Origin of the sequence: Microbacterium sulfonylureivorans, from assembly GCF_003999995.1 — a bacterium.
GTDB lineage: Bacteria > Actinomycetota > Actinomycetes > Actinomycetales > Microbacteriaceae > Microbacterium > Microbacterium sulfonylureivorans.
On the sequence record NZ_RJAD01000001.1, the window covers coordinates 302,009 to 324,701 of the forward strand.

At 72.1% G+C, this 22,693-nt stretch carries 19 protein-coding genes; 10 read left to right on the forward strand and 9 right to left on the reverse strand.

Going from position 1 to position 22,693, the window contains the following annotated elements; translation table 11 throughout:
* Nucleotides 1-98 precede the first annotated feature (98 nt).
* The 6 genes from EER34_RS17815 to aqpZ all read left to right on the forward strand — a co-directional run bounded on the left by EER34_RS17815 (nt 99) and on the right by aqpZ (nt 6,737).
* Entirely contained in the window at nt 99-1,589 is a 1,491-nt protein-coding gene (locus tag EER34_RS17815; RefSeq protein WP_127472795.1) for a glycerophosphoryl diester phosphodiesterase membrane domain-containing protein, read from the forward strand.
* Complete coding sequence (locus tag EER34_RS17685) at nt 1,580-2,293, forward strand: DUF4129 domain-containing protein (protein ID WP_240642255.1); 714 nt, start codon at nt 1,580-1,582, stop codon at nt 2,291-2,293. The genes EER34_RS17815 and EER34_RS17685 overlap by 10 nt, the downstream gene beginning before the upstream one ends.
* A complete protein-coding gene (locus EER34_RS01415) occupies nt 2,290-3,492 on the forward strand; it encodes a DUF4350 domain-containing protein (protein WP_240642064.1) in 1,203 nt (400 codons plus the stop codon). Before EER34_RS17685 ends, EER34_RS01415 begins: the two co-directional genes overlap by 4 nt.
* On the forward strand, nt 3,489-4,478 hold the full coding sequence (locus tag EER34_RS01420) for an AAA family ATPase (protein WP_127472797.1): 990 nt from the start codon (nt 3,489-3,491) through the stop codon (nt 4,476-4,478). Before EER34_RS01415 ends, EER34_RS01420 begins: the two co-directional genes overlap by 4 nt.
* A 2-nt stretch (nt 4,479-4,480) precedes the next feature.
* A complete protein-coding gene (locus EER34_RS01425; protein WP_127472798.1) occupies nt 4,481-5,782 on the forward strand; it encodes a DUF58 domain-containing protein in 1,302 nt (433 codons plus the stop codon).
* Nucleotides 5,783-5,948: 166 nt separating this feature from the next.
* The gene (gene aqpZ / locus EER34_RS01430; protein ID WP_127472799.1) at nt 5,949-6,737 is read left to right on the forward strand and encodes an aquaporin Z; all 789 of its coding nucleotides are present in this window, start codon (nt 5,949-5,951) and stop codon (nt 6,735-6,737) included.
* Nucleotides 6,738-6,804: 67 nt separating this feature from the next.
* Here the strand turns inward: aqpZ and katG are convergent, their stop codons facing one another.
* From katG to EER34_RS01445, 3 genes are read right to left on the reverse strand one after another with little or no spacing between them, the layout of a single operon-like run.
* Nucleotides 6,805-9,114 (reverse strand): catalase/peroxidase HPI, encoded by a 2,310-nt coding sequence (gene katG, locus EER34_RS01435; RefSeq protein ID WP_127472800.1) that lies wholly within the window; start codon nt 9,112-9,114, stop codon nt 6,805-6,807.
* Nucleotides 9,115-9,146: 32 nt separating this feature from the next.
* Entirely contained in the window at nt 9,147-9,590 is a 444-nt protein-coding gene (locus EER34_RS01440) for a Fur family transcriptional regulator (protein ID WP_127472801.1), read from the reverse strand.
* A gap of 45 nt (nt 9,591-9,635) precedes the next feature.
* Nucleotides 9,636-10,631, reverse strand: a complete 996-nt coding sequence (locus EER34_RS01445) for a stage II sporulation protein M (RefSeq protein WP_127472802.1) — start codon at nt 10,629-10,631, stop codon at nt 9,636-9,638.
* A gap of 16 nt (nt 10,632-10,647) precedes the next feature.
* Here EER34_RS01445 and EER34_RS01450 point away from each other — a divergent pair, with 16 nt between their 5' ends.
* The gene (locus EER34_RS01450; RefSeq protein ID WP_127472803.1) at nt 10,648-11,493 is read left to right on the forward strand and encodes an RDD family protein; all 846 of its coding nucleotides are present in this window, start codon (nt 10,648-10,650) and stop codon (nt 11,491-11,493) included.
* A gap of 6 nt (nt 11,494-11,499) precedes the next feature.
* On the opposite strand, the gene ahcY is transcribed toward EER34_RS01450, so the two are convergent.
* Both ahcY and EER34_RS01460 read right to left on the reverse strand, forming a co-directional pair.
* A complete protein-coding gene (ahcY, locus tag EER34_RS01455; protein WP_127472804.1) occupies nt 11,500-12,975 on the reverse strand; it encodes an adenosylhomocysteinase in 1,476 nt (491 codons plus the stop codon).
* A gap of 39 nt (nt 12,976-13,014) precedes the next feature.
* Nucleotides 13,015-13,221 carry a DUF3499 family protein gene (locus EER34_RS01460; protein WP_127472805.1) on the reverse strand — a complete coding sequence of 69 codons (207 nt, stop codon included), beginning with the start codon at nt 13,219-13,221 and terminating at the stop codon, nt 13,015-13,017.
* Between the two features lie 100 nt (nt 13,222-13,321).
* Here EER34_RS01460 and EER34_RS01465 point away from each other — a divergent pair, with 100 nt between their 5' ends.
* Nucleotides 13,322-13,762: a metallopeptidase family protein gene (locus tag EER34_RS01465; protein WP_205791311.1), complete on the forward strand. Its 441-nt coding sequence runs from the start codon at nt 13,322-13,324 to the stop codon at nt 13,760-13,762.
* A gap of 14 nt (nt 13,763-13,776) precedes the next feature.
* On the opposite strand, the gene EER34_RS01470 is transcribed toward EER34_RS01465, so the two are convergent.
* The 4 genes from EER34_RS01470 to manA form a co-directional block, all read right to left on the reverse strand.
* Nucleotides 13,777-15,195 carry a DUF5719 family protein gene (locus EER34_RS01470; RefSeq protein WP_127472806.1) on the reverse strand — a complete coding sequence of 473 codons (1,419 nt, stop codon included), beginning with the start codon at nt 15,193-15,195 and terminating at the stop codon, nt 13,777-13,779.
* The gene (locus EER34_RS01475) at nt 15,192-18,044 is read right to left on the reverse strand and encodes a glycosyltransferase (protein WP_127472807.1); all 2,853 of its coding nucleotides are present in this window, start codon (nt 18,042-18,044) and stop codon (nt 15,192-15,194) included. Before EER34_RS01475 ends, EER34_RS01470 begins: the two co-directional genes overlap by 4 nt.
* Before the next feature lie 90 nt (nt 18,045-18,134).
* Entirely contained in the window at nt 18,135-18,461 is a 327-nt protein-coding gene (locus tag EER34_RS17820) for a WhiB family transcriptional regulator (RefSeq protein ID WP_127472808.1), read from the reverse strand.
* 155 nt (nt 18,462-18,616) lie between these two features.
* On the reverse strand, nt 18,617-19,810 hold the full coding sequence (gene manA / locus EER34_RS01485; protein WP_127472809.1) for a mannose-6-phosphate isomerase, class I: 1,194 nt from the start codon (nt 19,808-19,810) through the stop codon (nt 18,617-18,619).
* An 81-nt stretch (nt 19,811-19,891) separates the two neighbouring features.
* On the opposite strand from manA, the gene EER34_RS01490 reads away from it, so the two are divergent.
* Together EER34_RS01490 and EER34_RS01495 are read left to right on the forward strand one after the other, a co-directional pair.
* Nucleotides 19,892-21,292, forward strand: a complete 1,401-nt coding sequence (locus tag EER34_RS01490) for an O-antigen ligase family protein (RefSeq protein ID WP_127472810.1) — start codon at nt 19,892-19,894, stop codon at nt 21,290-21,292.
* Nucleotides 21,289-22,602, forward strand: a complete 1,314-nt coding sequence (locus tag EER34_RS01495; protein WP_240642065.1) for an O-antigen ligase family protein — start codon at nt 21,289-21,291, stop codon at nt 22,600-22,602. The genes EER34_RS01490 and EER34_RS01495 overlap by 4 nt, the downstream gene beginning before the upstream one ends.
* Nucleotides 22,603-22,693: the final 91 nt, after the last annotated feature.

The following is a 22,693-nucleotide window of genomic DNA, read 5'->3' on the forward strand; positions in this document are numbered from 1 at the left end:
TTTCGCACAGATGGCGCGTCGAGCCGATATGACACGATAGGGAACGTCAGCGAGGCCGTCCGCGCAAGCGGGAGCCCGACCCAGAAGAGGACCACATCGTGACCGCGTATCCGGCCTGGACACCGGCATCCCGACCGGGGATCATCCCGCTGCATCCGCTGTCGTTCGGCACGATCCTCGGGCGCTCGTTCGCGGCGCTGCGGCAGAACCCCCGCGTGCTCCTCGGATTCGCGCTCATCGTGCAGACCCTGGCGTATCTCGTCGTGCTCGTCGCCGTGATCGGCGTCGCGTTCGCGTCGTTCTCACGCCTCGACACGCTGTCTCCGGGCACCGACGAGTTCGAGGCGGTGCTCGCGGGGTCGATCGCCGTCACGCTCGTCGCGGGTCTCGTCCTGGGGCTGGCTGCCGGCGCGCTCGGGGTCATCGTGCAGGGCATCGTCGTCACGGAGGTCGCACACGCGGCCGTCGCCGAGAAGCTGACACTCGGCGCCCTGTGGCGCCAGGTGAAGCCCATCGCGTGGCGCCTGATCGGCTACTCGCTCCTGCTGATCCTCGCGATCGTCGCCGTCATCGCCGTCGCCGCGATCGCATTGGCCGGCATCGCCGTCGCCGCCGGCCCCCTCGCGATCCTCTTCACGATCCTGTTCGTCCTCGCGGCGATCCCGCTGACGTGGTGGCTGATGATCAAGCTGCTCCTCGCTCCCGCGGCGATCATCCTCGAGCACGCCACCATCGGGCGCGCGATCGCCCGGTCCTGGACGCTCACGCGGGGCCGCTTCTGGCCGGCACTCGGAATCATCCTCCTGATCTCCGTCGTGTTCGGCGCGGTCGCGCAGGTGATCAGCATCCCGTTCAGCTTCCTGACGACCGGGCTCACCACCGTCATCGCCCCGACGGGGGCGGTCGAGCCGTCGGCCGTCATCGCGATCATCGTCGGCGGCCTGCTCACGCAGGTCGTCACGCTTCTCCTGCAGTCGGTCGCCGTGGTCGTCCAGTCGACCGCCACCGCGATCATATACATCGACTGCCGCATGCGCCACGAGGGTCTCGACCTCGATCTGCTCGCGTACGTCGAGCGGCGGGATGCCGGAGCCACCGCACTCGCGGACCCCTACCGCGAGCACGTCGGGCGGACGATCACCCCCCGCCCAGGTGCGTACCAGCCGGCGTACGGCCCGGGCTACGGCGCGCCCGCATACCCGACCCCGTACGGCGCGCGCCCCCACGCTCCGGCCTACCCGCAGCCCGCGTACGGTCAGCCGGGCCACGGTCAGCCTGCCGGGCAGCCGGGCTACGGGCAGCCGCCGTACGCCCCGCCGGGCTACGGTCAGCCTGCCGGGCAGCCGGCGCAGACCCAACCGGGCCACCCGCAGTACGGACAGCCCGCTTACGGGCAACCGCCCTATGGACAGCCGAGCCACGGACAGCCGACGCCCGCCACCCCGATGCCCCCGGCCGTCCCCGCGACGGCACCCGCTCCCGACCCGGCGCCGTCCGGCTCCGAGCCCGCGGCCGATCCTGCGCCGACGACCTGGACTGCGCCGGGCGCCCCGGCCGACGGCGTCGACCGAGAGTCGCCGTGGGCTTGACGTTCGGCGGTGCGGCGGTTCTCGCCGCCGTGGGCCGGGCCGTGAACGAAGCGCGCGCGGCCGAGGCGGTGCCGCCGCTCACCCCGGACGGCGACGAGGCCCGCAGATGGGCGGAGCAGGAGCTCTCCGACCCGGTGTACGACATCGCCGAGCCCACGCCGTTCGACCGCATCGCGCGGGCGATCGCGGAGTTCTTCGAGAACCTCTTCTCGACGGAGCTGTCGGGCCAGTGGGGGTCGGCCGTGGCGGTGGTCGCCGCGATCGTCGTCATCATCGTGATCGTCGTCGCCTTCGCTGTGTGGGGAGTGCCGCGCGCATCGCGGCGCGCACCGGGGCGGGCGCCCGCCCTGTTCGGCGACGAGGAGCACCGCTCCGCCGCCGAGCTGCGGGCGGCGGCGGCATCCCATGCCCGATCGGGTGACTGGGATGCCGCGATCGTGCTGCACTTCCGGGCGCTCGCGCGCGGATGCACCGAGCGCGGTGTCGTCGACACGCCGCCCGGCGCGACCGTCCACACGTTCGCGCGCGCCGCCGGGCGCGCCTTCCCCGCGCTCGCCGATCGCCTCGAAGCGGCCGCGACGGCGTTCGACGACGTGCGGTACCTGCGGCGCCCAGGCACCGCCGAGCTGTACCGCCTGGTCTCCGACACGGACGCCGCCGTCGTCGCGGCACGGCCGGCCGTTCGCGAGGAGGTGCCGGCGTGAGCACCACGACCGACGCGCCGCGCACCTCGGACTCAGTGAATCCACCCGCCGCGCCCGCCCGCCGGCGGAGCACCGTCTGGATCGCGATCGCCGCGGTGCTGCTCCTCGTCGGCGGCATCGGCGCCGCGCTCGCCGCGGCAGGAGAATGGTCGCAGCGGGACGAGCTCGACCCCGAGTCTGCGGGACCCGACGGAACGCGCGCGCTCGTCGAGGTGCTCCGCGACCACGGCGTCGAGGTCCGCGTCGTCCGGGATCGCCGCGCGGCCGCCGACGCCCTCGCGACCGGGCCCGCCACGCTCGTCATCCCCGACACCCCGGCGCTCTCCGACGACGGACTGCTCACGGTGACCCGCGCGGCCGCCGACCTCGTGATGATCGATCCGCGGTCGCGCGCCCTCGACCTGCTGAGCAGCGGCGCCGAGCCGGCCGGGGTCGCGCCGCCGGGCGTGGTCCAGCCGGGGTGCGACCTGCCGGATGCCGTGCGGTCCGGGGGGATCGAGCCCGGCGCCGTGTACCTGACGGCCGACGACGATGCCGTCGCGTGCTATCCGTCGGGCGACGGCCACGGCCTGCTCGTGGGCGAGGTCGACGGCCGGCGCATCGTCGCCGTCGACGGCACGGTGCTGTTCACCAACGAGCGCCTCGCCGACGACGGCAACGCCGCGCTCGCGGTCAACCTCATCGGACGGCATCCGCTCGTCGTCTGGTATCAGCCCGGCCCGGGAGACACCGACCTCACCGACACCGACCCGACGCTCGGCGATCTCACCCCGCCGTGGGTGAGCCCGGTGATCGTGCTGCTTCTGGTGGCCGGAGTCGCCGCCGGGGTCTGGCGCGGCCGGCGCTTCGGGCCCCTCGTCGCCGAGCGCCTGCCGGTGATCGTCCGCGCCTCCGAGACCACGGAGGGCCGCGCGCGCCTCTACGCGCAGTCGCGCGATGCCCTCCACGCGGCAGACCAGCTGCGTCTGGGCGCCCTCGAGCGCATCGGGCGCCTCCTCGGCCTCGGTCCCGCGGCGTCGGCGCCAGAGATCTCCGACGCGGCAGCCGGGCGCACGGGAATCGACCGCGGCGAGGCGCGCCGCATCCTCATCGACGACATCCCGGCGAACGACGCCGACCTCGTCTCCCTCAGCCTTCGACTGCGCCATCTCGAGGACGCCGTGCACGCGGCCGTCCGCCCGGAAAGGAACCCGCGATGACCGACACTCCCCCGCCGCACCCCGCCACCCCCGACGATGCCGAGCTGCGCGAGGCGATGAACCGGGTGCGCCACGAGGTGGGCAAGGCCGTGATCGGCCAGGACGGCACGGTGACCGGCCTGCTGATCGCGCTGCTCTCGCGCGGTCATGTGCTGCTGGAAGGCGTGCCCGGCGTCGCGAAGACGCTCCTCGTGCGAGCCTTCAGCACAGCCCTCGGCCTCGACACCAAGCGGATCCAGTTCACCCCCGACCTGATGCCGGGCGACGTCGCCGGATCGATGATCTACGACGCGCGCAGCGGCGAGTTCGAGTTCCGGGAGGGTCCCGTCTTCACGAACGTCGTGCTCGCCGACGAGATCAACCGCACGCCCCCGAAGACCCAGGCGGCTCTCCTCGAGGCGATGGAGGAGCGCCAGGTCTCGACCGACGGCGTCACCCGCCCGCTCCCCGACCCCTTCCTGGTCGCGGCGACGCAGAACCCGATCGAGCACGAGGGCACGTACACGCTGCCCGAGGCGCAGCTCGATCGGTTCCTCCTCAAGCTGATCGTCGAGGTGCCCGTCCGCGATGCCGAGCTCGCCGTGCTCCGTCGTCACGCGAACGGCTTCGATCCGCGCGACCTCGCGGGCGCGGGCCTGCGCCCCGCCGCGAGCGCGGATGAGATCCGCGCGGCGCAGCGGGCTGCGGCATCCGTCACCGTCTCCGACGACGTGCTGGGCTACGTCGTCGACCTCGCGCAGGCCACCCGCCGCAGCCCGTCGGTGCAGCTCGGGGTCAGCCCGCGCGCCGCGACGGCGCTGCTCGCCGCGTCGAAGGCGTGGGCCTGGCTCGGCGGCTACCCCGCCATCACGCCCGACCACGTCCAGACGATGCTCGTGCCGACGTGGCGTCACCGTATCCGCCTGCGCCCCGACGCCGAGCTCGAAGGCGTGTCGGTCGACGCGGTGCTGGGCTCGGTGCTGCAGCAGACCCGAGTGCCCATCTAGACATGTACCTCACCGGACGCCTCCCGCTCCTCGTCGCCCTCGGCGCCGTGCCTGTCGTGCTGCTCTCGACGGCGGGTCTCGACGCGTGGCTGGCGATGGCCGGGTGGGTGCTCCTGTGCCTCGTCGTGGCCCTCGTCGACGCCGCCGTCGCCCCCGATCCGCGCCTGGTGCAGGTGGAGCGACGGATGCCGCGCCGCGTGCTCCTCGGCGAGCCCGCGGTCGCCGAGGTCGGGCTGCGCAACACCGGGTCGCGCACCGTGCGCGGGCGCTTCCGCGATGCCTGGCAGCCGACGGCGGGCGCCCCGCCGGAGCGGATCCCGATCGTGATTCCGCCCGGCGAGCGACGCACGTCGCCGCTGGCGCTGCTCCCCCGTCGACGCGGTGAGCTGTCCACGCGCTTCGTCGTCCTGCGCTCCGACGGTCCGCTGCGGCTCGCAGGGCGTCAGGCCCGGCTCGACGCGGTCGGCGCGATCCGCGTGCTGCCGCCCTTCACGGCGCGGCGGCACCTGCCGTCGAGACTCGCCCGGCTGCGCGAGCTCGACGGCAACACCAGCGTGCAGGTCCGCGGGCAGGGCACGGAGTTCGACAGCCTTCGCGAGTACGTCCGCGGCGACGACGTGCGCTCGATCGACTGGCGCGCGACTGCCCGCTCCAGCACGACGATGCTCCGCACCTGGCGGCCCGAGCGCGACCGTCATGTCGTGATCGTGGTCGACACCGGGCGCACCTCTGCGGCGCGAGTCGGGGACGGCGTCCGCATGGATGCCGCGATGGAGGCAGCACTCCTGCTCGCGGCGCTCGCGAACCGTGCGGGCGACCACACCCATCTGCTCATGTTCGACCGGGTCACCCGCGCACGCGTGACCCGTGTGGACGGCCCGGCGCTGCTGCCTGCGCTGGTCGACGCGATGGCGCCGGTGGAGCCGCAGCTGATCGACACCGACTGGGACGCCGCGTTCGCCCAGGTCCGTGCGCTCACCTCTCGGCCGTCGCTCGTCGTGCTGCTGACGGCCCAGGACGCCGCCGAGGCCGCACGCGGGTTCCTCGGCTCGCTCCCCGCGCTCAGCCGGCGCACCCACGTCCTGATCGGCACGGTGACCGAGGAGGCGACGCCCCGCGAGGCGCGTCCCGACGCGGCATCCGTCTACCGTGAGGCCGCGGGCGAGAAGACGGCACGGGATGCCGCGACCGTCGCGGCCGCGGTCGGACGCGCGGGCGCCGAGGCCATCGCCGACACGCCCGAGCGCCTGCCGCCGCGCATCGCCGACCGCTATCTCGCCCTGAAGGCGTCCGGGCGCCTCTGAGCGGCGCCGGGGACGCGGCATCCGCTTCGATGACGCGCGAGAGACCACCGGGTGAACGCGCGGCGAAACCTCGCGTGACCGGGCGTAACCCGCGGACACTCCGGCCACGCTTCCTGGGAATCGGCTGACAGTGGCGATACTCTCGCGACGAGGAAAGGAGTCCGCCATGTCGGATACCACCACCAAGCCCAGTACGGTGAACAAGCTCGTCGCAGAGGCTCTGGGAACGTTTCTGCTCGTCTTCGGCTCCATCGGCGCCGCCCTGTTCGCCTCGGACTTCGGCACCGGTGCGAACGGTTCGTCGCTCGGCATCGGGTTCCTGGGCGTCTCGCTCGCGTTCGGTCTGACGCTGCTCGCCGGCATCTACACGTGGGGCCCGATCTCGGGAGGCCACTTCAACCCGGCCGTGACCTTCGGCCTCGCGGCCGCGGGGCGCTTCCCGTGGAAGGAGACCCCCGGATACCTGGTCGCCCAGATCATCGGCGGCGCGCTGGGCACCACGCTGATCGTGCTGATCGGCATCTTCGGCCCGGCGGACTGGCTCGCCAACGCACAGGACAGCGGCTTCGCCAGCAACGGCTTCGGCGAGTACTCGCCCGGCGGCTTCGAGCTCGGCGCAGCGATCATCGCCGAGATCCTCTTCACGGCCGTGTTCCTGCTCGTGATCCTCGGCGTGACCCACCCGCAGCGCGGCACCGCCGGCTTCGCCGGGCTCGCGATCGGCCTCACTCTGACGTTCATCCACCTGGCCTCGATCCCGATCGACAACACGTCGGTCAACCCCGCCCGCTCGATCGCCACCGCGATCTACGGCGGCGGCGCGGCCCTCGGCCAGCTGTGGGTGTTCATCGTGTTCCCGCTCGTCGGCGGGCTTCTCGCCGGGTTCCTGCACCGTGCGCTCTTCGAGCCCAAGGGCAGCATCCCGCCCGCTCCGGCCGAAGCACGCGTCAAGTAGACCTCGCCGGTACGCCGAAGCGGCCCGCCCCGATCGGGGCGGGCCGCTTCTGTCTGCGAGATGCGGGTCAGACCAGGTCGAACCGGTCGAGCTCGGTGACCTTGCCCCACGCCTTCACGAAGTCGCGGACGAACTTCTCGGTCGCGTCGTCGCTGGCGTAGACCTCGGCGAGGGCGCGCAGCTCCGAATTCGAGCCGAACAGGAGGTCGGCGCGCGTGCCGATGCCGACGCTCTCGCCCGAGCCGTCCTTCGTTCCGGTGAACGCGTGCGAGCCCGGGTCGACCGGACGCCATGTCGTGCCGAGGTCGAGCAGGTTCACGAAGAAGTCGTTCGTGAGGACGCCCGGCCGGTCGGTGAACACCCCGAACGGCGAGCCGTCCCAGTTCGCGCCGAGGACGCGGAGGCCCCCGACGAGGACGGTGGTCTCCGGAGCGCTCAGCGTGAGGAGGTTCGCCTTGTCGATGAGATGGTGCTCCTGCGGGAGGAACGCGTTCGGACCGTAGTAGTTGCGGAATCCGTCGGCGGCCGGCTCGAGGAAGCTGAACGACTCGACGTCGGTCTGCTCCTGCGAGGCGTCGGTGCGCCCGGCGCGGAACCTCACCTCGGCGTCGACTCCGGCGTCCTTCGCCGCCTTCTCGACCGCCGCGTTGCCGGCGAGCACGATGAGGTCGGCCAGCGACACCCTCTTGCCGTCGGTGCGGTCGCCGTTGAACGAGGCCTGGATGCCCTCGAGCACCTCGAGCACCTTCGCCAGCTGGGCGGGGTTGTTGACGGCCCAGTCCTTCTGCGGCGCGAGGCGGATGCGGGCGCCGTTGACGCCGCCGCGCTTGTCGCTGCCGCGGAACGAGGATGCCGCCGCCCACGTCGTGGACACGAGCTCCGAGACCGTGAGCCCGGACTCGAGCACGCGCGCCTTGAGCGCCGCCGCGTCGGCCCCGTCGATGAGCCCGTGGTCGACCGCGGGCACCGGGTCCTGCCAGATGAGCTCCTCCGTCGGGACCTCGGGGCCGAGGTACCGGGCGATGGGACCCATGTCGCGGTGCGTGAGCTTGAACCAGGCGCGCGCGAACGCGTCGGCGAACGCCTGCGGGTCCTCCGCGAAGCGACGGGAGATCCGGTCGTACTCGGGATCGGTGCGCAGCGCCAGGTCGCTCGTCAGCATGCGGGGCTCGCGACGTCCGTCGGAGTGCGCGAGCGGCACCATGTCGGCGCCGCCGCCGTTGACCGGACGCCACTGATGCCCACCGCCGGGGCTGCGCATGAGTTCCCACTCGTAGGCGTAGAGGATGTGGAAGAACTCGTTGTCCCAGCGGGTGGGGTGGTAGGTCCACGTCACCTCGAGGCCCGAGGTGATCGTGTCGTCGCCCTTGCCGGTGCCGTAGTTGTTCTTCCAGCCGAGGCCCTGCTGCTCGATTCCTGCGGCCTCGGGATTGCTCTCGAGGTTGGAGTCGGGAGCGGCGCCATGGGTCTTGCCGAAGGTGTGGCCGCCGGCGATCAGCGCGACGGTCTCCTCGTCGTTCATCGCCATGCGTCCGAAGGTCTCGCGGATGTCGCGCGCGGACGCCAGCGGGTCCGGGTTGCCGTTCGGCCCCTCCGGGTTGACGTAGATGAGGCCCATCTGCACCGCACCGAGCGGCTTCTCGAGCTCGCGGTCGCCCGAGTAGCGCTCGTCGGCGAGCCACGTCGTCTCGGGACCCCAGTAGACATCGGCGTCCGGTTCCCAGACGTCCGGCCGGCCGCCGGCGAAGCCGAAGGTCTCGAAGCCCATCGACTCCAGCGCCACGTTGCCGGCGAGGATCATGAGGTCGGCCCACGAGATGCTCTGGCCGTACTTCTTCTTGACCGGCCACAGGAGTCGGCGCGCCTTGTCGAGCGACACGTTGTCGGGCCAGCTGTTGAGGGGGGCGAAGCGCTGCTGCCCCGCTCCGCCGCCGCCGCGCCCGTCCGTGACGCGGTAGGTGCCGGCGCTGTGCCACGCCATGCGGATCATGAGCGGGCCGTAGTTGCCGAAGTCCGCGGGCCACCAGTCCTGCGAGGTGGTGAGCGTCTCGGCGATGTCGGCCTTGACGGCGGCGAGGTCCAGGCTCTCGAACGCCGCGCGGTAGTCGAAGTCCTCGCCGAGCGGGTTGGCGACGGCGGGATTCTTCGCGAGGATCCTCAGGTTCAGCTGGTTCGGCCACCACACGCTGTTGGCGTTGCCGGACGTCGGGTGGGGCTGACCGCCGTGGATCACAGGGCACGCTTCGGCGTCGTTATCGCGGGGCCGGCTCTCGCCGTCCGCGCGGTCCTCTACCGGGGTGTCGATGTCGGTGACGGCCTGGTCGATGCCGGTGGGGTTCTCGCCGATGGGCTCTGCGCCCTCATGGGTGGATTCCATGATTTCCTTCCTGGACGGGGTGGATGATGTGGTCAGAGAGCGGATGCCTCGGCGCACGCCGGGCACACGCCCCAGAACGTGACCTCGGCGGTGCGGACGGCGTAGCCGTGTGCGTCCGCAGGCGTGAGGCAGGGCGCGGGGCCGACGGCGCAGTCGACGTCCTCGACGGCGCCGCACTCGGAGCAGATGAGATGGTGGTGGTTGTCGTGCACCCGCAACTCGAAGAGGCCGGGGCGTCCGGCGGGCTCGATGCGGCGCACCAGGCCCGCGTCGACGAAGTCGCCGAGGGCGTTGTAGACCGACTGCAGACTGGTGTTCGGCACCGACGTCGCCACGATGGCGAACAGCTCGTCGGCGCTCGCGTGCGGACGGATGCGCAGGGCGTCGATCACCGCGCGGCGCGAGTCGGTCACGCGCAGTCCCGCGGAGCGGATGCGCTCCCCCGCGTCGAGCGCGGGAGCCGGTGCGGAGGTCATGCCACCAGCGTAACGTCTTTTGAATGATTCAAAAGACGAGGTGTGTCAGCCGGCGACGAGCGTCGGGGTGCCCGCCTCGTACTCGGTGAGGTCCCCTGTCTCCCCGCGGCGATGAGCGCGCCCGCCGACCACGATCATGTACGCCAGGAAGAGCCCGAGGGCGGCCGCGCCGATGCCGATCTTCACCGCCCACGGCCACGGCTGCGCCGTGACGAATCCTTCGATGAGACCGGCGACCGCCAGCGCGATGACGAGCCCGATCGCGATCGTCGCGAGCGAGCGCCCGGCCGACGCGAGCGACTCGCCACGGGTGCGGCGCCCGGGCGCCACCCACGCCCAGAAGATCGACAGCCCGGCGGCCGCCGCCACGAAGAGGGACGTGAGTTCGAGCAGCCCGTGGGGCGCGATGTAGAGCAGGAACACGTCGCCGCGATCGAACGACAGCAGCACAGCTGCCGCGGTGCCGACGCCGACCGCGTTCTGGACCATCACCATGATCGGCCAGAAGCCGGTGATCCCGAAGAGCACGCACTGCACCGCGATCCAGGCGTTGTTCGTCCAGACCGTGCCCGCGAATGCGGCGGGATGGTTCTCGCTGTAGTAGTCGGTGAAGTCGCTCTCGGCGTATCGCTCGAGCTCCATGCGGCTTCCGAGCGTCGCGACGAGCGCCGGGTCGCCTGCGATCCACAGCGCCGTCACCGTTGCGACGGCGAGGAAGCCGAGGGCGATGACGAGGGTGGCCCACCGCACCCGGTAGAGGGCGGCGGGCAGCTGCAGCGCGAAGAAGCGCGGGATCTGACGCATGACGTTGTCGGGTGCACCGGTCAGCCGCAGGCGCGCACGCGCCAGCATGGTCGAGATGTGATCGCCCTGGATGCTGCGGCCCGCCGACGTCTTCGCATCGGCGAGGTCGGCCGAGGCCGCACGGTAGCGGTCGACGAGTTCGTCGACCTCCGCGCCGGTCAGCCGACGGGACCTGCTGAGCTCGTCGAGGCGCGTCCACTCGGCCCGCCGCGCGGCGGTGAGGGCGTCGAGGTCCATATGTTTCACTGTACCCATGCCCGAAGGCCGTCCCGCGATCATCGACATCCATCAGGACGAGGTGCTCACCGGCGAAGCGGTCGCCCTCGACGTCCAGCCCATCGGCTACTTCCTCCGCGCGCTGGGCGTGCTCATCGACATGTTCGTCGGAGTCGTCCTGCTCGTGCTGTTCGTGCTTCTCATGACCTGGATGCTCGACCTCGGCCTCATCGACGACTCGACCATGACGATCGCCACGATCGGCGTCCTGGTGTTCGTGATGGTCGTGATCCCCACCGTCGTCGAGACCACGACGAGGGGCCGCAGCCTCGGCAAGCTGGCCGTCGGAGGACGGATCGTCCGCAGCGACGGCGGCGCGGCCGGGTTCCGCCATGCCTTCATCCGTGCGCTGGTCGGGGTGTTCGAACTGTGGCTCACCGTCGGCGCCGTCGCAGCCCTCGTGGGTGCCTTCACGCCCCGGTCGCAGCGCCTCGGGGATCTGATGGCCGGCACGTACTCCGAGCGCACCCGCACGCCCCGCCTGCCCGAGACGTCGTACGGCATCCCCCCGCAGCTGGAGGAGTGGGCCGCTGTCGCCGACGTGGCCCGGCTGCCCGATCGCCTCGCCCGTCGACTCGCGCAGTTCGGGCAGTCTGCGCGGAACATGGAACCCGCCGCCCGATCGCGGGTCGCGGCATCCCTCGCCGCCGAGGCGGCCGCGCACGTCTCACCCGTCCCCTCCGTCGACCCCGAGACGCTCATCATCGGCGTCGTCGCCGTCCGGCGTCAGCGCGAGCAGCGTGCGCTCGAACTCGAGAGCGCCCGCGTCTCGGCGCTCACCGCCGCCGTCGCCGCCGCGCCCCGGGACTTCCCGTCGCGCTGACGAGCCTCAGTAGCGGTAGTGGTCCAGCTTGTACGGACCGTCGACCGGGACGCCGATGTACGCGGCCTGCTCGGGCGTGAGCGTCGTCAGCTCGACACCGAGCGCGTCGAGGTGGAGCCGCGCGACCTTCTCGTCGAGGGTCTTCGGGAGCGTGTAGACGCCGGTCGGATACTCGCCGGGACGCGTGTAGAGCTCGAGCTGCGCGAGGACCTGGTTCGTGAACGATGCGCTCATCACGAACGAGGGATGCCCCGTCGCATTGCCGAGGTTCATCAGCCGCCCCTCGCTCAGCACCAGCACGCTGCGGCCGGTCGGAAGGCGCCACTCGTGCACCTGAGGCTTGATCTCGATGCGCTCAGCGTCGGGGATCGCCGCGAGCCCCGCCATGTCGATCTCGTCGTCGAAGTGCCCGACGTTCGCCACGATCGCGAGGTGCTTGAGGCCGAGGAGGTGCTCGGCGCTCACCACGCGCGTGTTGCCCGTTCCCGTGACGACGATGTCGACGTCGCCGATGACCGACTCGAGACGCGCGACCTGGAACCCGTCCATCGCGGCCTGCAGGGCGCAGATCGGATCGACCTCGCCCACAATGACGCGGGCGCCCTGTCCGCGCAGCGCCTCGGCGGACCCCTTGCCCACGTCGCCGTAGCCGGCGACGAACGCGACCTTGCCCCCGATGAGCACATCGGTCGCGCGGTTGAGGCCGTCGGGGAGCGAGTGGCGGATGCCGTAGGTGTTGTCGAACTTGGACTTCGTCACCGAGTCGTTGACATTGATCGCGGGGAACAGCAGCCGCCCCGCGGCCGCCAGCTCGTAGAGACGGTGGACTCCGGTCGTCGTCTCCTCCGTGACGCCGATGAGGCCCTCGGCCATGCGGGTGAAGCGCCGCGGGTCGCGTGACAGGCTCTCGCGCAGCGTGGCGAGGACGATACGGTACTCCTCGGAGTCGTCGGCGGCGGCATCCGGAACCGCCCCCGCCTTCTCGAACTCGACGCCCCTGTGCACGAGGAGCGTGGCGTCGCCCCCGTCGTCGAGGATCAGGTTCGGGCCCTCGAAGCCCTCCGCCGACCAGTCGAAGATGCGGTCGGCGAGGCGCCAGTACTCCTCGAGCGTCTCCCCCTTCCACGCGAACACCGGCACCCCGGCGGGCGCCTCGACGCTGCCCGTGGGACCCACCACGACGGCTGCCGCGGCCTCGTCCTGCGTGGAGAAGATGTTGCAGCTCGCCCAGCGCACCTGCGCCCCGAGGGCGACGAGCGTCTCGATCAGCACGGCGGTCTGCACGGTCATGTGCAGCGAGCCGGCGATGCGGGCACCGGCGAGCGGCTGCGCGGGGCCGAACTCCTCGCGCAGAGACATGAGTCCCGGCATCTCGTTCTCGGCGAGTCGCAGCTGGTGCCTGCCGGCCTCGGCGAGCGAGAGGTCGGCGACCTCGAACTCGAGCGATCGGACGGCAGCGGCTACGGGCGATTCGGTAGGCATTCGCCCATTCTCGCACCCGGCGCGGGCGCGGTGTCGGTGTCAGACTCGCAGCGTCTCGTGCCGCACGACGACCCACCCCTTGGGCACCGAGAGGCGATCGGTGTGGATCGCGCAGAGGTCGTGCGCATGCGGATCACCCCCGCCGCCCAGCGGACCGAGGGCGGCCATCTGGTCGCCGTAGTCGTACGTGAGCGTCGTGATCGCCTCGCGGGCGCACGCCACCTTGGAGCAGAGTCTCTCGCGCATCGGCATGACACTATCGGCCGGTCGCCGGCGCTCCGGGATGCCGCGCCCTGAGCATCCCGATCCGCACCGCTCGACACCGTGACGCGCCTAGGATGGTCGCATGGCGTGGCGGCGGACCCGGAGCACGGAAGCCGCGTCGCGGCGTCTGTCCCGGCATGGTCGGCACGGGCGCGAAGGACGCAGCCCGGTCGTCCGGCCCCCGCTGCCACCGCTCGACACGCGCGTCGACCGCTTCGACCTCGCCGTGGGCACCGCCGCCGAGTTCCTCCGCTCGGCATGGCCCGAGCTGCGCGACGTGAGCTTCGAGATCGCGGACATGCCCCAGGCTCCCGACGAGGACGGCATCCCCCGGTGGACGGTGCTCACCGAAGCGCGGCGCATCATCGTCTACCGTCTGCCGATCGAGCGGCTCAGCCACCTCCACCGCGACGACGATCTGCACCGACGCATGATGATCGAGAGCTGCGTCTTCCGCGCCGCCGCGGAGTATCTCGACCGGGATCCGTGGGATCTCGGTCCCGAGCGCTTCCGCTTCTTCTGACTCGCGCGACGCCGCTACGGATAGACGACGATCTCGGGCGACGCCGCATCCGCGGGCCACACCGGGATGCCGGCGAGCGATCCTCCCGCCGTGAGTGAGAGACTCGCGCGGATCTCGCTCTCGCCGGGATCGAGCAGATAGACGGTTCGCGCAGACAGTCGCGCGGTCAGGCTGCCGTTCGCGGGCACGGCGAGTTCCAGTCGGTACGAGCCGTCCTCGGAGGTGACCGCGACCTCAGCCGGCTCATCGGCCGGGTTCACGAGGGTGAGCGCCGGCGGCGGGCCCGACGGAACCGCGAACAGGCTCGGCACCGACACGAGCGGCGACGGGGTGTACCAGGCGAAGTCGTCGCCCTCCTCGAATCCGGTGGTCTGCCACACGGCTGCGACGACGGGGGAATCGGCGTCGACCTCCACGGAGTACGAGCCGACCGGCAACCCACCGAGATCGACCTCGACCGGTCGTCCCCCGACCAGAGGGACGACCTCGGGGTCGATCGCAGGCTCATCCCGTCCGATCGGAGTGACGGTGATGGTCGCGGTGGCGTCGGAGGACGGCGCGAGCACGCGCAGTACGGTGGCGGCATCCGACGCACCCTCGGTGCCCGGGGTTCGCGTCACCGCGACGCCCGTGATCGTCTGCGCCGCCGCTGGCTCGGGAATGGCGCCGACCTGTTCGACGCCGCCCGGCGTCAGCGTTCGCGTGATGCTCGCCTGCAGCCACGCGCTCACCGGGGCCCCGACGGCCGAGACCCGGACGACCGGGCTCGCCTCGCCGATGACGAGCCCGGCGAGCGGCACGACGAGCTGGGTGCCCGCCGCGACGACGAGGTCGGTGCCGCCCGGCGGTGTCTGGGCACCCTCGGCGCCGAAGACCGTCAGCTGAACGGTGGCCGGGACGACGCCGGGGTTCGACAGCAGCACCAGATCGGCGGCCCCGGTCTCCGCCGACCCGCCGACGAGCCACGACTCGAGCAAGGGCGGTCGGCACGCCGAGGCGGCGAACCCGGCGAGATCGTCGGCGGTCACGGTCGCCGCGCCCGTCGCCGCGACGTCCACCCGCTGACGTCCTTCGGGCGGAGACGCGAACACCGCAGGGCCTTCGTCGGGAGCGAGCCCCGGGACCTCGAGCGTCGTCTCCTGCGCGGGCTGCGCTCCTTCGCTCACTCCGCTGATGACGCGCTGCGCCACGGCGACCGAGATCGACTCGACGTCGGCGACGTCGCGCCCGATCGACAGGACTCCCCCGGCGCAGGCGGCAACCGACGTGGCGGGGGCGGGCACGGCTGCGATGCTCACGGGAGTGCGGGTCAGCGTGGGCCAGGGCACCGACACCGCCGTCACGACGGCGATCACGGCGACCGCCGACACGATCGTGCCCGCGAGCAGCCGGGCGCTCGTCGTCGCCCATCGGAATACGCGTCGGTCGCTCATCGCCCCTCCTGCCAATGCGGTCCCACGACCCGCGGCGTGCGCCGCGCCTCGCGCCGTGACGCCGCCGTCGGCACCGCGAGGAGCAGCGCTGCGGCGAGGACCGCGAACTGCGCGGCCGCGATGAGGCCGGCGGTCGCAGGCACAGACGCCGGGACGCCCGGTCGGGCGGCGACCTCGGTCGTCACCCGCCAGAGGGTGCCCTTCTCGGTCTCACCCACGGCGTCGAGCGTGTCGCGCTGGTCGAGGGACGTCGTCGCGGACAGCCGCATCGCGCGCGCGGCATCCGACTCCGGGGAAAGCGCGGGAGCCAGCAGCACGAAGCCGACCCCATGCCCGGCGAGGTCCGACACGACGTTCTCGGCCGACGAGGTCACGAGGTCCGCGGCGATGTCGGCGATCGCCGCGTCCTCCGGCGACGGCTCGGTGCGCGTCGAGAGGAGCGTGGTCTGCCCGCCGAGGGTCTCGCTGCCGCCCCACACCACGCGTGCCGACACCCCGCCGGCGTTCTGCGGTGTGAGCACGATCGTCCCGACATCCGGATCGTCGCGGCCCTCCGCCGCGACGTAGGCCGGGAGCGTGCTCTCGGGCCCGTTGGCAAGCGACGCGGTCCCCCGCGCCATCGCGGTGAGCGCCGGCACGGCGAGGACTGCGATCGCCGCGACCACGGCGGCGGCCGTCAGCCCGCGAACGAGTGAGAGCTTCGGCGCGAGCCCTGCGTCGAGCGTCACGATCGCGCCGCCCAGCATGCCGAGCCAGGCGAGGCTCAGCCCGCAGCCCGGCCAGATCGGAACAGGGAGCGACTGTTCGAACGAGACCGAGAGCCCGACCGCCGCGAACGCCGTCGCGAGCCCGAGCGCGGCGAGGGCGAGCAGCACGATGCCCGCCGCCCAGCGCTGCGTGAGCGGAGCCGCCAGCGCCAGCAGCGCCAGCGGGGCGACGAGAAGCGGAACCCACCACGTCGGTGCGCCGGGGATGAGCGTCGCCCAGCCGGCGACGTCGGGGGTGGGGATCCCGGCGGCGAGGAGCGCGCGCCCGACAGGGTCGGCGGCGACCTGCGGTCCCGCCCAGGGCATGCCCGGGTCGGACAGGAGGCCCCAGACCTCGCCGCGGCGGATCGCGCTCCACACCAGCGGGGTCGCCACGACGAGGGTCGGGATGATGGTCCAGATCAGACGGGCGACGCCGCGCCCCGCCCGCAGGACGACGGCGAGGGCGATCGACGCCGCCCACACCACGGCGAGCGCCGGAGCGAGTGACGGCGCCACCGCGATCACCGCCGCGAGGAGCAGGGATGTCGCGCCCGCCCCCGCCCACGAGCGGTGAGCGACGGAGCCGGCGACGAAGAGCCACGGCAGGAGGAGATGCGCGAGCACGGCGGACGGCCGGCCCTGGGTCAGCGCGGCCAGCAGAGTCGGGGACAGCGCCCACAGCACACCGCCGGTCAGTCGCAGCATCGAGCGATCGGTCACGCGCGTCGCCGCGAACCATCCGCCGAGGGCGGCGAGCGGGAGCGCGAGGATCCACAGCACGACGATCGCGCGCGACGGCTCCCCCGGCGAGAGAGACCCGAGGATCCCGATGACGGCGGCGAACGGGTCGGCCGGTCCGATCGTGTCGAGCCCGAGTGCCCGCTGGCCGAAAGCTGCATCGGCCCGCAGCTGCGCCACCGTGTTCCGCAGCGGCTGCAGCGCGCCTCCGCCGAGCACAGGCCACGCCAGGAGGGCCGGGAAGGCCGCGACGGACACGACGAGCGCCCCGAGCACGAGCCACGCGCCACCGCCGGCGAGGAACCGCAGCTCACCGCGGCGGTGCCCGGCCGCCGGAGGTTCGTCACCGTCGTCCCCGAACCGCTGCCGCAGCTCGGTGCCGGTGGTGCGAAGCGGGGCGAGCTGGGCCCATGACGAACGCTTGGACGAGGACAGTCTGCGGCGCGACCGGGCGATCGCGACCGGCCGCACCATGGCCGTCACCGCGGCGCCCCACTCCGGGAGGATGCTGCCGGGCTCCTTGCGGACCAGGTCGACCACCGTGCGCCACAGCGCGAGCGGGAGGATCGCGAGCCACAGGAGCGGGACGGCCAGGACATGGGCGTAGACCAGTCGCCGGTGCAGCTGCGCCACGCGCGAGGCGAACGTCGCGCGCCGGCGACGCTGCCCGGTCAGCGGGGTGGGCAGCCCCGCGACGCCGTCGCCGGCCGCGGCGACGATCGCCGAGGGCGCGAGCGACACGCGAGCGCCGGCGAGGTGCGCTCGCACGCCCAGATCGAGCCCTTCGTCGGCGCCGAGGAGCGCGGGGTCGAGGCCGCCGAGCTCGCGCCACGCGTCGGCGCGGACCAGCAGCCCTCGCACGTCGGCGCCCAGCACGTCGTCACGTCCGTCGTGCTGGCCCTGATCGAGCTCGCCGTCGGCGAGCCCGACGGTCCGGCCGAGCCGCGTCATCCCGGTGCCGAGTGACACGATCTCGGAGCGATCGTCCCAGCGGACGACCTTGGGTCCGATGCACGCCACGGACGGCGCGAGCTCGAGCGCGCCTGCCAGGCGGGCCAGCGCCTCGCGCTCGGGAGCCGTGTCCTGGGCGAGCAGCCACAGTGCGTCGCCGTCGAGGCGCGGGGTGACGAGCGCGATCGCCGCCGCGTACCCGGTCGACGCCGGAGCGGTCACGACCGATTCGGCGGGAGCCGAACGCGCGACGTCGGCGAGGACGTCGTCGCCGCCGCAGAGGACGATGGTCAGCACGTCCACCGGACGCGTCTGCTCCGCAACGGCCGCGAGCGTCCTCCGCAGATGGTGCGCGGCGGGCGTGCGGCCATCGGGGCGCACGACGAGGATGGCGTGGACTCGAGCGGGCATGACGTGGTCAGCCTAGGCGGGCGTCCGCGCGACTCGCCGCCGTACGCGCCGGTCGCGCGAGATCGGCGGATGCCTCCGCAGTGTCGGCGATCAGCCGGCGCGACGCTTGAGCTTGCGGCGCTCCCGCTCGCTCAGGCCGCCCCAGATCCCGAAGCGCTCGTCGTTCTGCAGCGCGTATTCGAGACATTCGCCGCGGACGTCGCACGAGCCGCAGACGCGCTTGGCGTCACGGGTCGAGCCGCCCTTCTCCGGGAAGAACGCCTCCGGATCGGTCTGCGAGCACAGCGCGTCGGTCTGCCAGGAGAGAGGATTGTCCTCCTCGCCCTCGACCTGCCGGCGTACGCCCGGAACTCCGAGCTGGACCGGATCGACGAACCAATTGTCGGGAACGCCAGAACGGTATTGCGAAGCCGTCATCTCGTTCTCCCCCCGGGGATCCCCCTCCACGCGGTAGTGCGTGTATGAGTAATTACACCCGTGTAGTTCGCCGAGGTCAAGTCGCGGATACTAAAGCCTCAACTCGGTCTTGAACCTTCGCGACGCGCCGACGGCGTGTCGCTCTGTGATAACGGTCAGATGAGAACCGAGTCATCCGAGGGCTCGGGGGCGGCATCCGTGCCGGGCGCAGCGATGAACAGCTCGCCCTCCCCCACGACCCGCAGCGACGTCTCGTCGGGTGTGACGAACACCGCCGCGCCGGGGGCGAGCGACACCGCGGTGCCGCTCGATGCGCCCGTCACCGTCACCGCGCCCGCCGTGGCGAGCACGATCGACGCACCACCGACGGCGAGCGTCGCCTCGCGTCCGGCTTCCACCCGCACGCGCTCGAGCGCGAAGTCCGCCACCGGGACGTCGAACCGGACGACGCCGGGGCCGACCTCGCGACCGCGCACGATCGGCTGCGCGCCGGGCGTCGCGTCGAGCACCGTGAGCAGCTCCGCGACGTCGATGTGCTTGGGCGTGAGTCCGCCGCGCAGCACGTTGTCGCTGGCCGCCATCAGCTCGACGCCGAGCCCGCTCAGATACGCGTGCAGGACCCCCGCCGGGACGAACAGCCCTTCGCCGGCGCGAAGCGTGACCAGGTTCATGAGCAGCGCGACGACGATGCCCGGATCGCCCGGGAACTGCTCGTCCATGGCGCGGACGAGGTGGAGCTCGGCCGCGAACTCGTCGGAGCCGCCCGCCGCCGCCGCGCCGATGATCTCGCGGACGTCATCGACGGCCTCCTCGGACAGCACCCATCCGATCACCGCGGCGAGCGAGGCATCCGCACCCTCCAGACGCTCGGCGAGCGGGCGGGCCGCTGCCCCGAGGCCCCGGACGAGGCGCCGCGAGGAGTCGAGGTCGCGCAACCCGGCGAGCGCCCGGAACTCCTCGCTCAGCGCGACGATGAGCTCGGGTTTGTGGTTCGCGTCGCGGTAGGTGCGGTCGGCCGCGTCGCGGGCGATGGCCGCGGCCTCCTCGCGCGCGAATCCCGCTTCCGCCTGCTGCTTCGACGGGTGCGCCTGGATGGACAATGGGGATGCCGCGGCCAGGAGCTTCAGCAGATACGGCAGGTGGGCGGGGGCACCGGTCACCTCGCCCTCCGCCGCGAGCCACGCGTCGAGCGTGCGCCCGTCCGGCGTCTCGGCCGGGTCGGCGGGGTGGTCGCCGAACCACACCTCCGACTCGGGCCGTCCCGAGGGCTCGCGACCCTCGAGCTCGGCGAGGAGAGTGGTCGATCCCCACGCGTAGTCGCGCGGGTCGTTGGTCAGCGGCACGAGCATGGAGACCAGCGTAGACGCGCCGCATTCGGCGCCCTCGCGGCGCAGCGGGCGCGCAGGATGTCGGGGGTACCCTGTCAAGCGATGGCCGTCCACTCGAAGCATCCCGCGTCGGCACCGCCCGCCGCCCCGGTCCGTGAGAAGACGGGCCACCTCATGCTGCGCGGGTGGTGCATCTTCGCCCTGTTCATGGCCCTCTCGGGCACGGCGTGGATCCACGCTTTCGGCGAGCTGACGACGGCCGTGATCACGATCGCCGGCGGAGTCTTCTCGGTGGTCCTCTGGTTCCTGATCCGTCCGCCGGTGCAGTGGCGGCGGCTGCCGTGGTTCGTGGTGGCCTTCGTTTCGTGGGCGACGCTCTCGCTGCTGTGGTCGGCATGGCCTCAGACGACCGCGCTCACGCTCCTGCTCCTGTGGATCACGACGATCCAGGCGCTGTTCGTCGGGAGCGTGCTCACCTGGCGCGAACTCGTGCGGGCCGTGGCATCCGCCCTGAAGTGGGTCATCGCGCTCTCACTCCTGTTCGAGCTGTGGGTGTCGGTCTTCGTGCAGGCGCCGATCCTCCCCGGCTTCGTCGTCGACAAGGCGGACGATCCGATCGAGTACTGGTCGCGCAACAACCTCTTCGATTGGGGCGAGCGCATCCAGGGCATCATGGGCAACGCCAACCTGCTTGGCCCGGTGGCATTGCTCGCCGTCATCGTGTTCGCGATCCGGATCGCATCCGGCGCGCCCCGGCGCGGGCTGCTGTGGGCGTGGATCGCGCTGTCGGCCTACCTCTTCTACCGCGCCTCGTCGGCGACGGCCTACGTCGCGGCGGCCGGCGTGGTGATCGTGCTGGTCACCGTGCTGCTGATGCGTCGCACCCGCAAGCCCGGCGAGCGCACGTGGTACTACGTCGGGTACGCCGTCGTCGGCATCGGCGGCCTCACGACGCTGTACCTGCTGCGCGACACGATCTTCACGGCGCTCGGCCGCAACTCCGATCTGACGGGGCGCGAGGCGATCTGGGAGGACGTGCTCGCCCGCGCCGCCGAGCGACCCTGGGCCGGGTGGGGATACGCGACTCCCTGGGCGCCGTGGGATCCCGCCTTCGACGGCTGGATCACCGACCACGGTCAGACGGTCCTCCAGGCGCACAACATGTGGGTCGACATCCGGATGCAGCTCGGCTGGATCGGCGTCGTGCTGCTCGGCATCATGTACCTCGCATTCGTGTGGCGCTCGTGGTTCTTCGCCGTCGACCGGCCGCGGTGGGACCTCCGCGACGACCGTCCGTACTCGGCCATCACGCTCCTGCCCACCCTCATCGGAGCGATCGTGCTGGTGCAGGGGCTCGCAGAGTCCTCTCCGCTCCTGCTGTGGGGATGGATGTTCGTCGTGATGCTCGGCGCCAAGATCAAGCAGTCGCCCCACGTCGGGGTCGGCCCGGCGGAGCAGAGCGCGGCGATCGAGCGAGGCGAGCCCGCGAAGCAGGCCACGTGACGGCGCCCCCCGTGCACTCCGGCTGGCTCAGCGCGCTGCTGGCCTCGGCGTCTTTCGCCCGCGCCTACACGATCGCCGTGCTCGGCGCCGTCTTCGCCTCGTTCGCGATCGAGCGTCTGGCCGGCCGCGTCACCTACATCTCCATCATCGCCGGGCTGAGCGTCATCGGCATCGGCGTGCTCGTCGCCCGCCGGCAGGAGATCTCCCTCGTCAGGCTGGTGCCCACCACCCTGGTCGTCTTCCTCGGATGGGCGCTGCTGAGCGTCTTCTGGAGCTCGGACACCGCGACCTCCTTCTGGAGCTGGGTGACCACCGCAGCGCTCGCCTTCCTCGCGGTCGTCATCGGGCACGTGCGCGACACGCTGCAGACCGCCCGAGCCCTCGGTGACGTGCTGCGGGGCCTGCTGGCCGTCTCGCTCGCCGTCGAGGTGCTGTCGGGCGTGCTGCTCGACATCCCCTTCCCGTTCCTCGGCGTGCAGGGGAACCTGGCGGAGCTCGGCCCGGTGCAAGGCATCTTCGGCACGCGCAACATGCTCGGCTTCGTCGCCGTGCTGGCGCTCATCACGTTCCTGATCGAATACCGGACGCAGTCGGTGCGCCCCGGGATGTCCATCGCCTCGGTGGTGCTCGCCGGCGGCCTCGCCGCGCTGAGCGACTCCCCCACGGTCCTGGTCCTCGCGGTCGGCGTGGGCCTCGTCGTCGGTGCGCTCGCCTGGGTGCGCCACACCCGGCCCGAGCACAGGGCCGCCCTTCAGCTCGCCCTCGGCGCCGTCGTGGTCGTCGGGGTGTTCGTGGGCTACTTCGCACGGCACCCGATCATCGCCTGGCTGGGCGCAGGGACCGACTTCTCGATGCGCGTGAACCTGTGGAACCTCATGGTCGACCTCGTCCGGTCGCATCCGGTGGAGGGCTGGGGCTGGTTCGGGGCGTGGAGCCCGCGGGAGCAGCCGTTCTGGTACATCAACTACATACTCGACGCATCGCACGCGACCGGGCTCAACGCGTACTTCGACGTGCTGCTGCAGCTGGGCTGGGTGGGCCTCATCCTGTTCGTCGCCCTCGCGGCGATCGCCCTCGTCCGATCGTGGCTCGCCGCCAGCGAGCGCAAATCCGTGATCTATGCCTGGACGCCGCTCATCCTGGTGGCGATCCTCATCGACTCGATGTTCGAGAGCTTCGCGCTCGTCGGGATCGGCTGGCTCATGCTCGTCCTCTGCGCCGTGCGCGCAGGTCTGTCGCGGTCCTGGCGGGAGCGGATCGACGCAGCGGGCGAGCCCGGCGGACTGCCGCACGACACGACTGCGGGGTGACCGGCCGCGCCCGACCCACAGCGAACGGGCGGATCGAGCAGGGTAGGCTTCTCACTCGGCCCGACGCCCCAGCGCCCGCCTGCCTACGGAA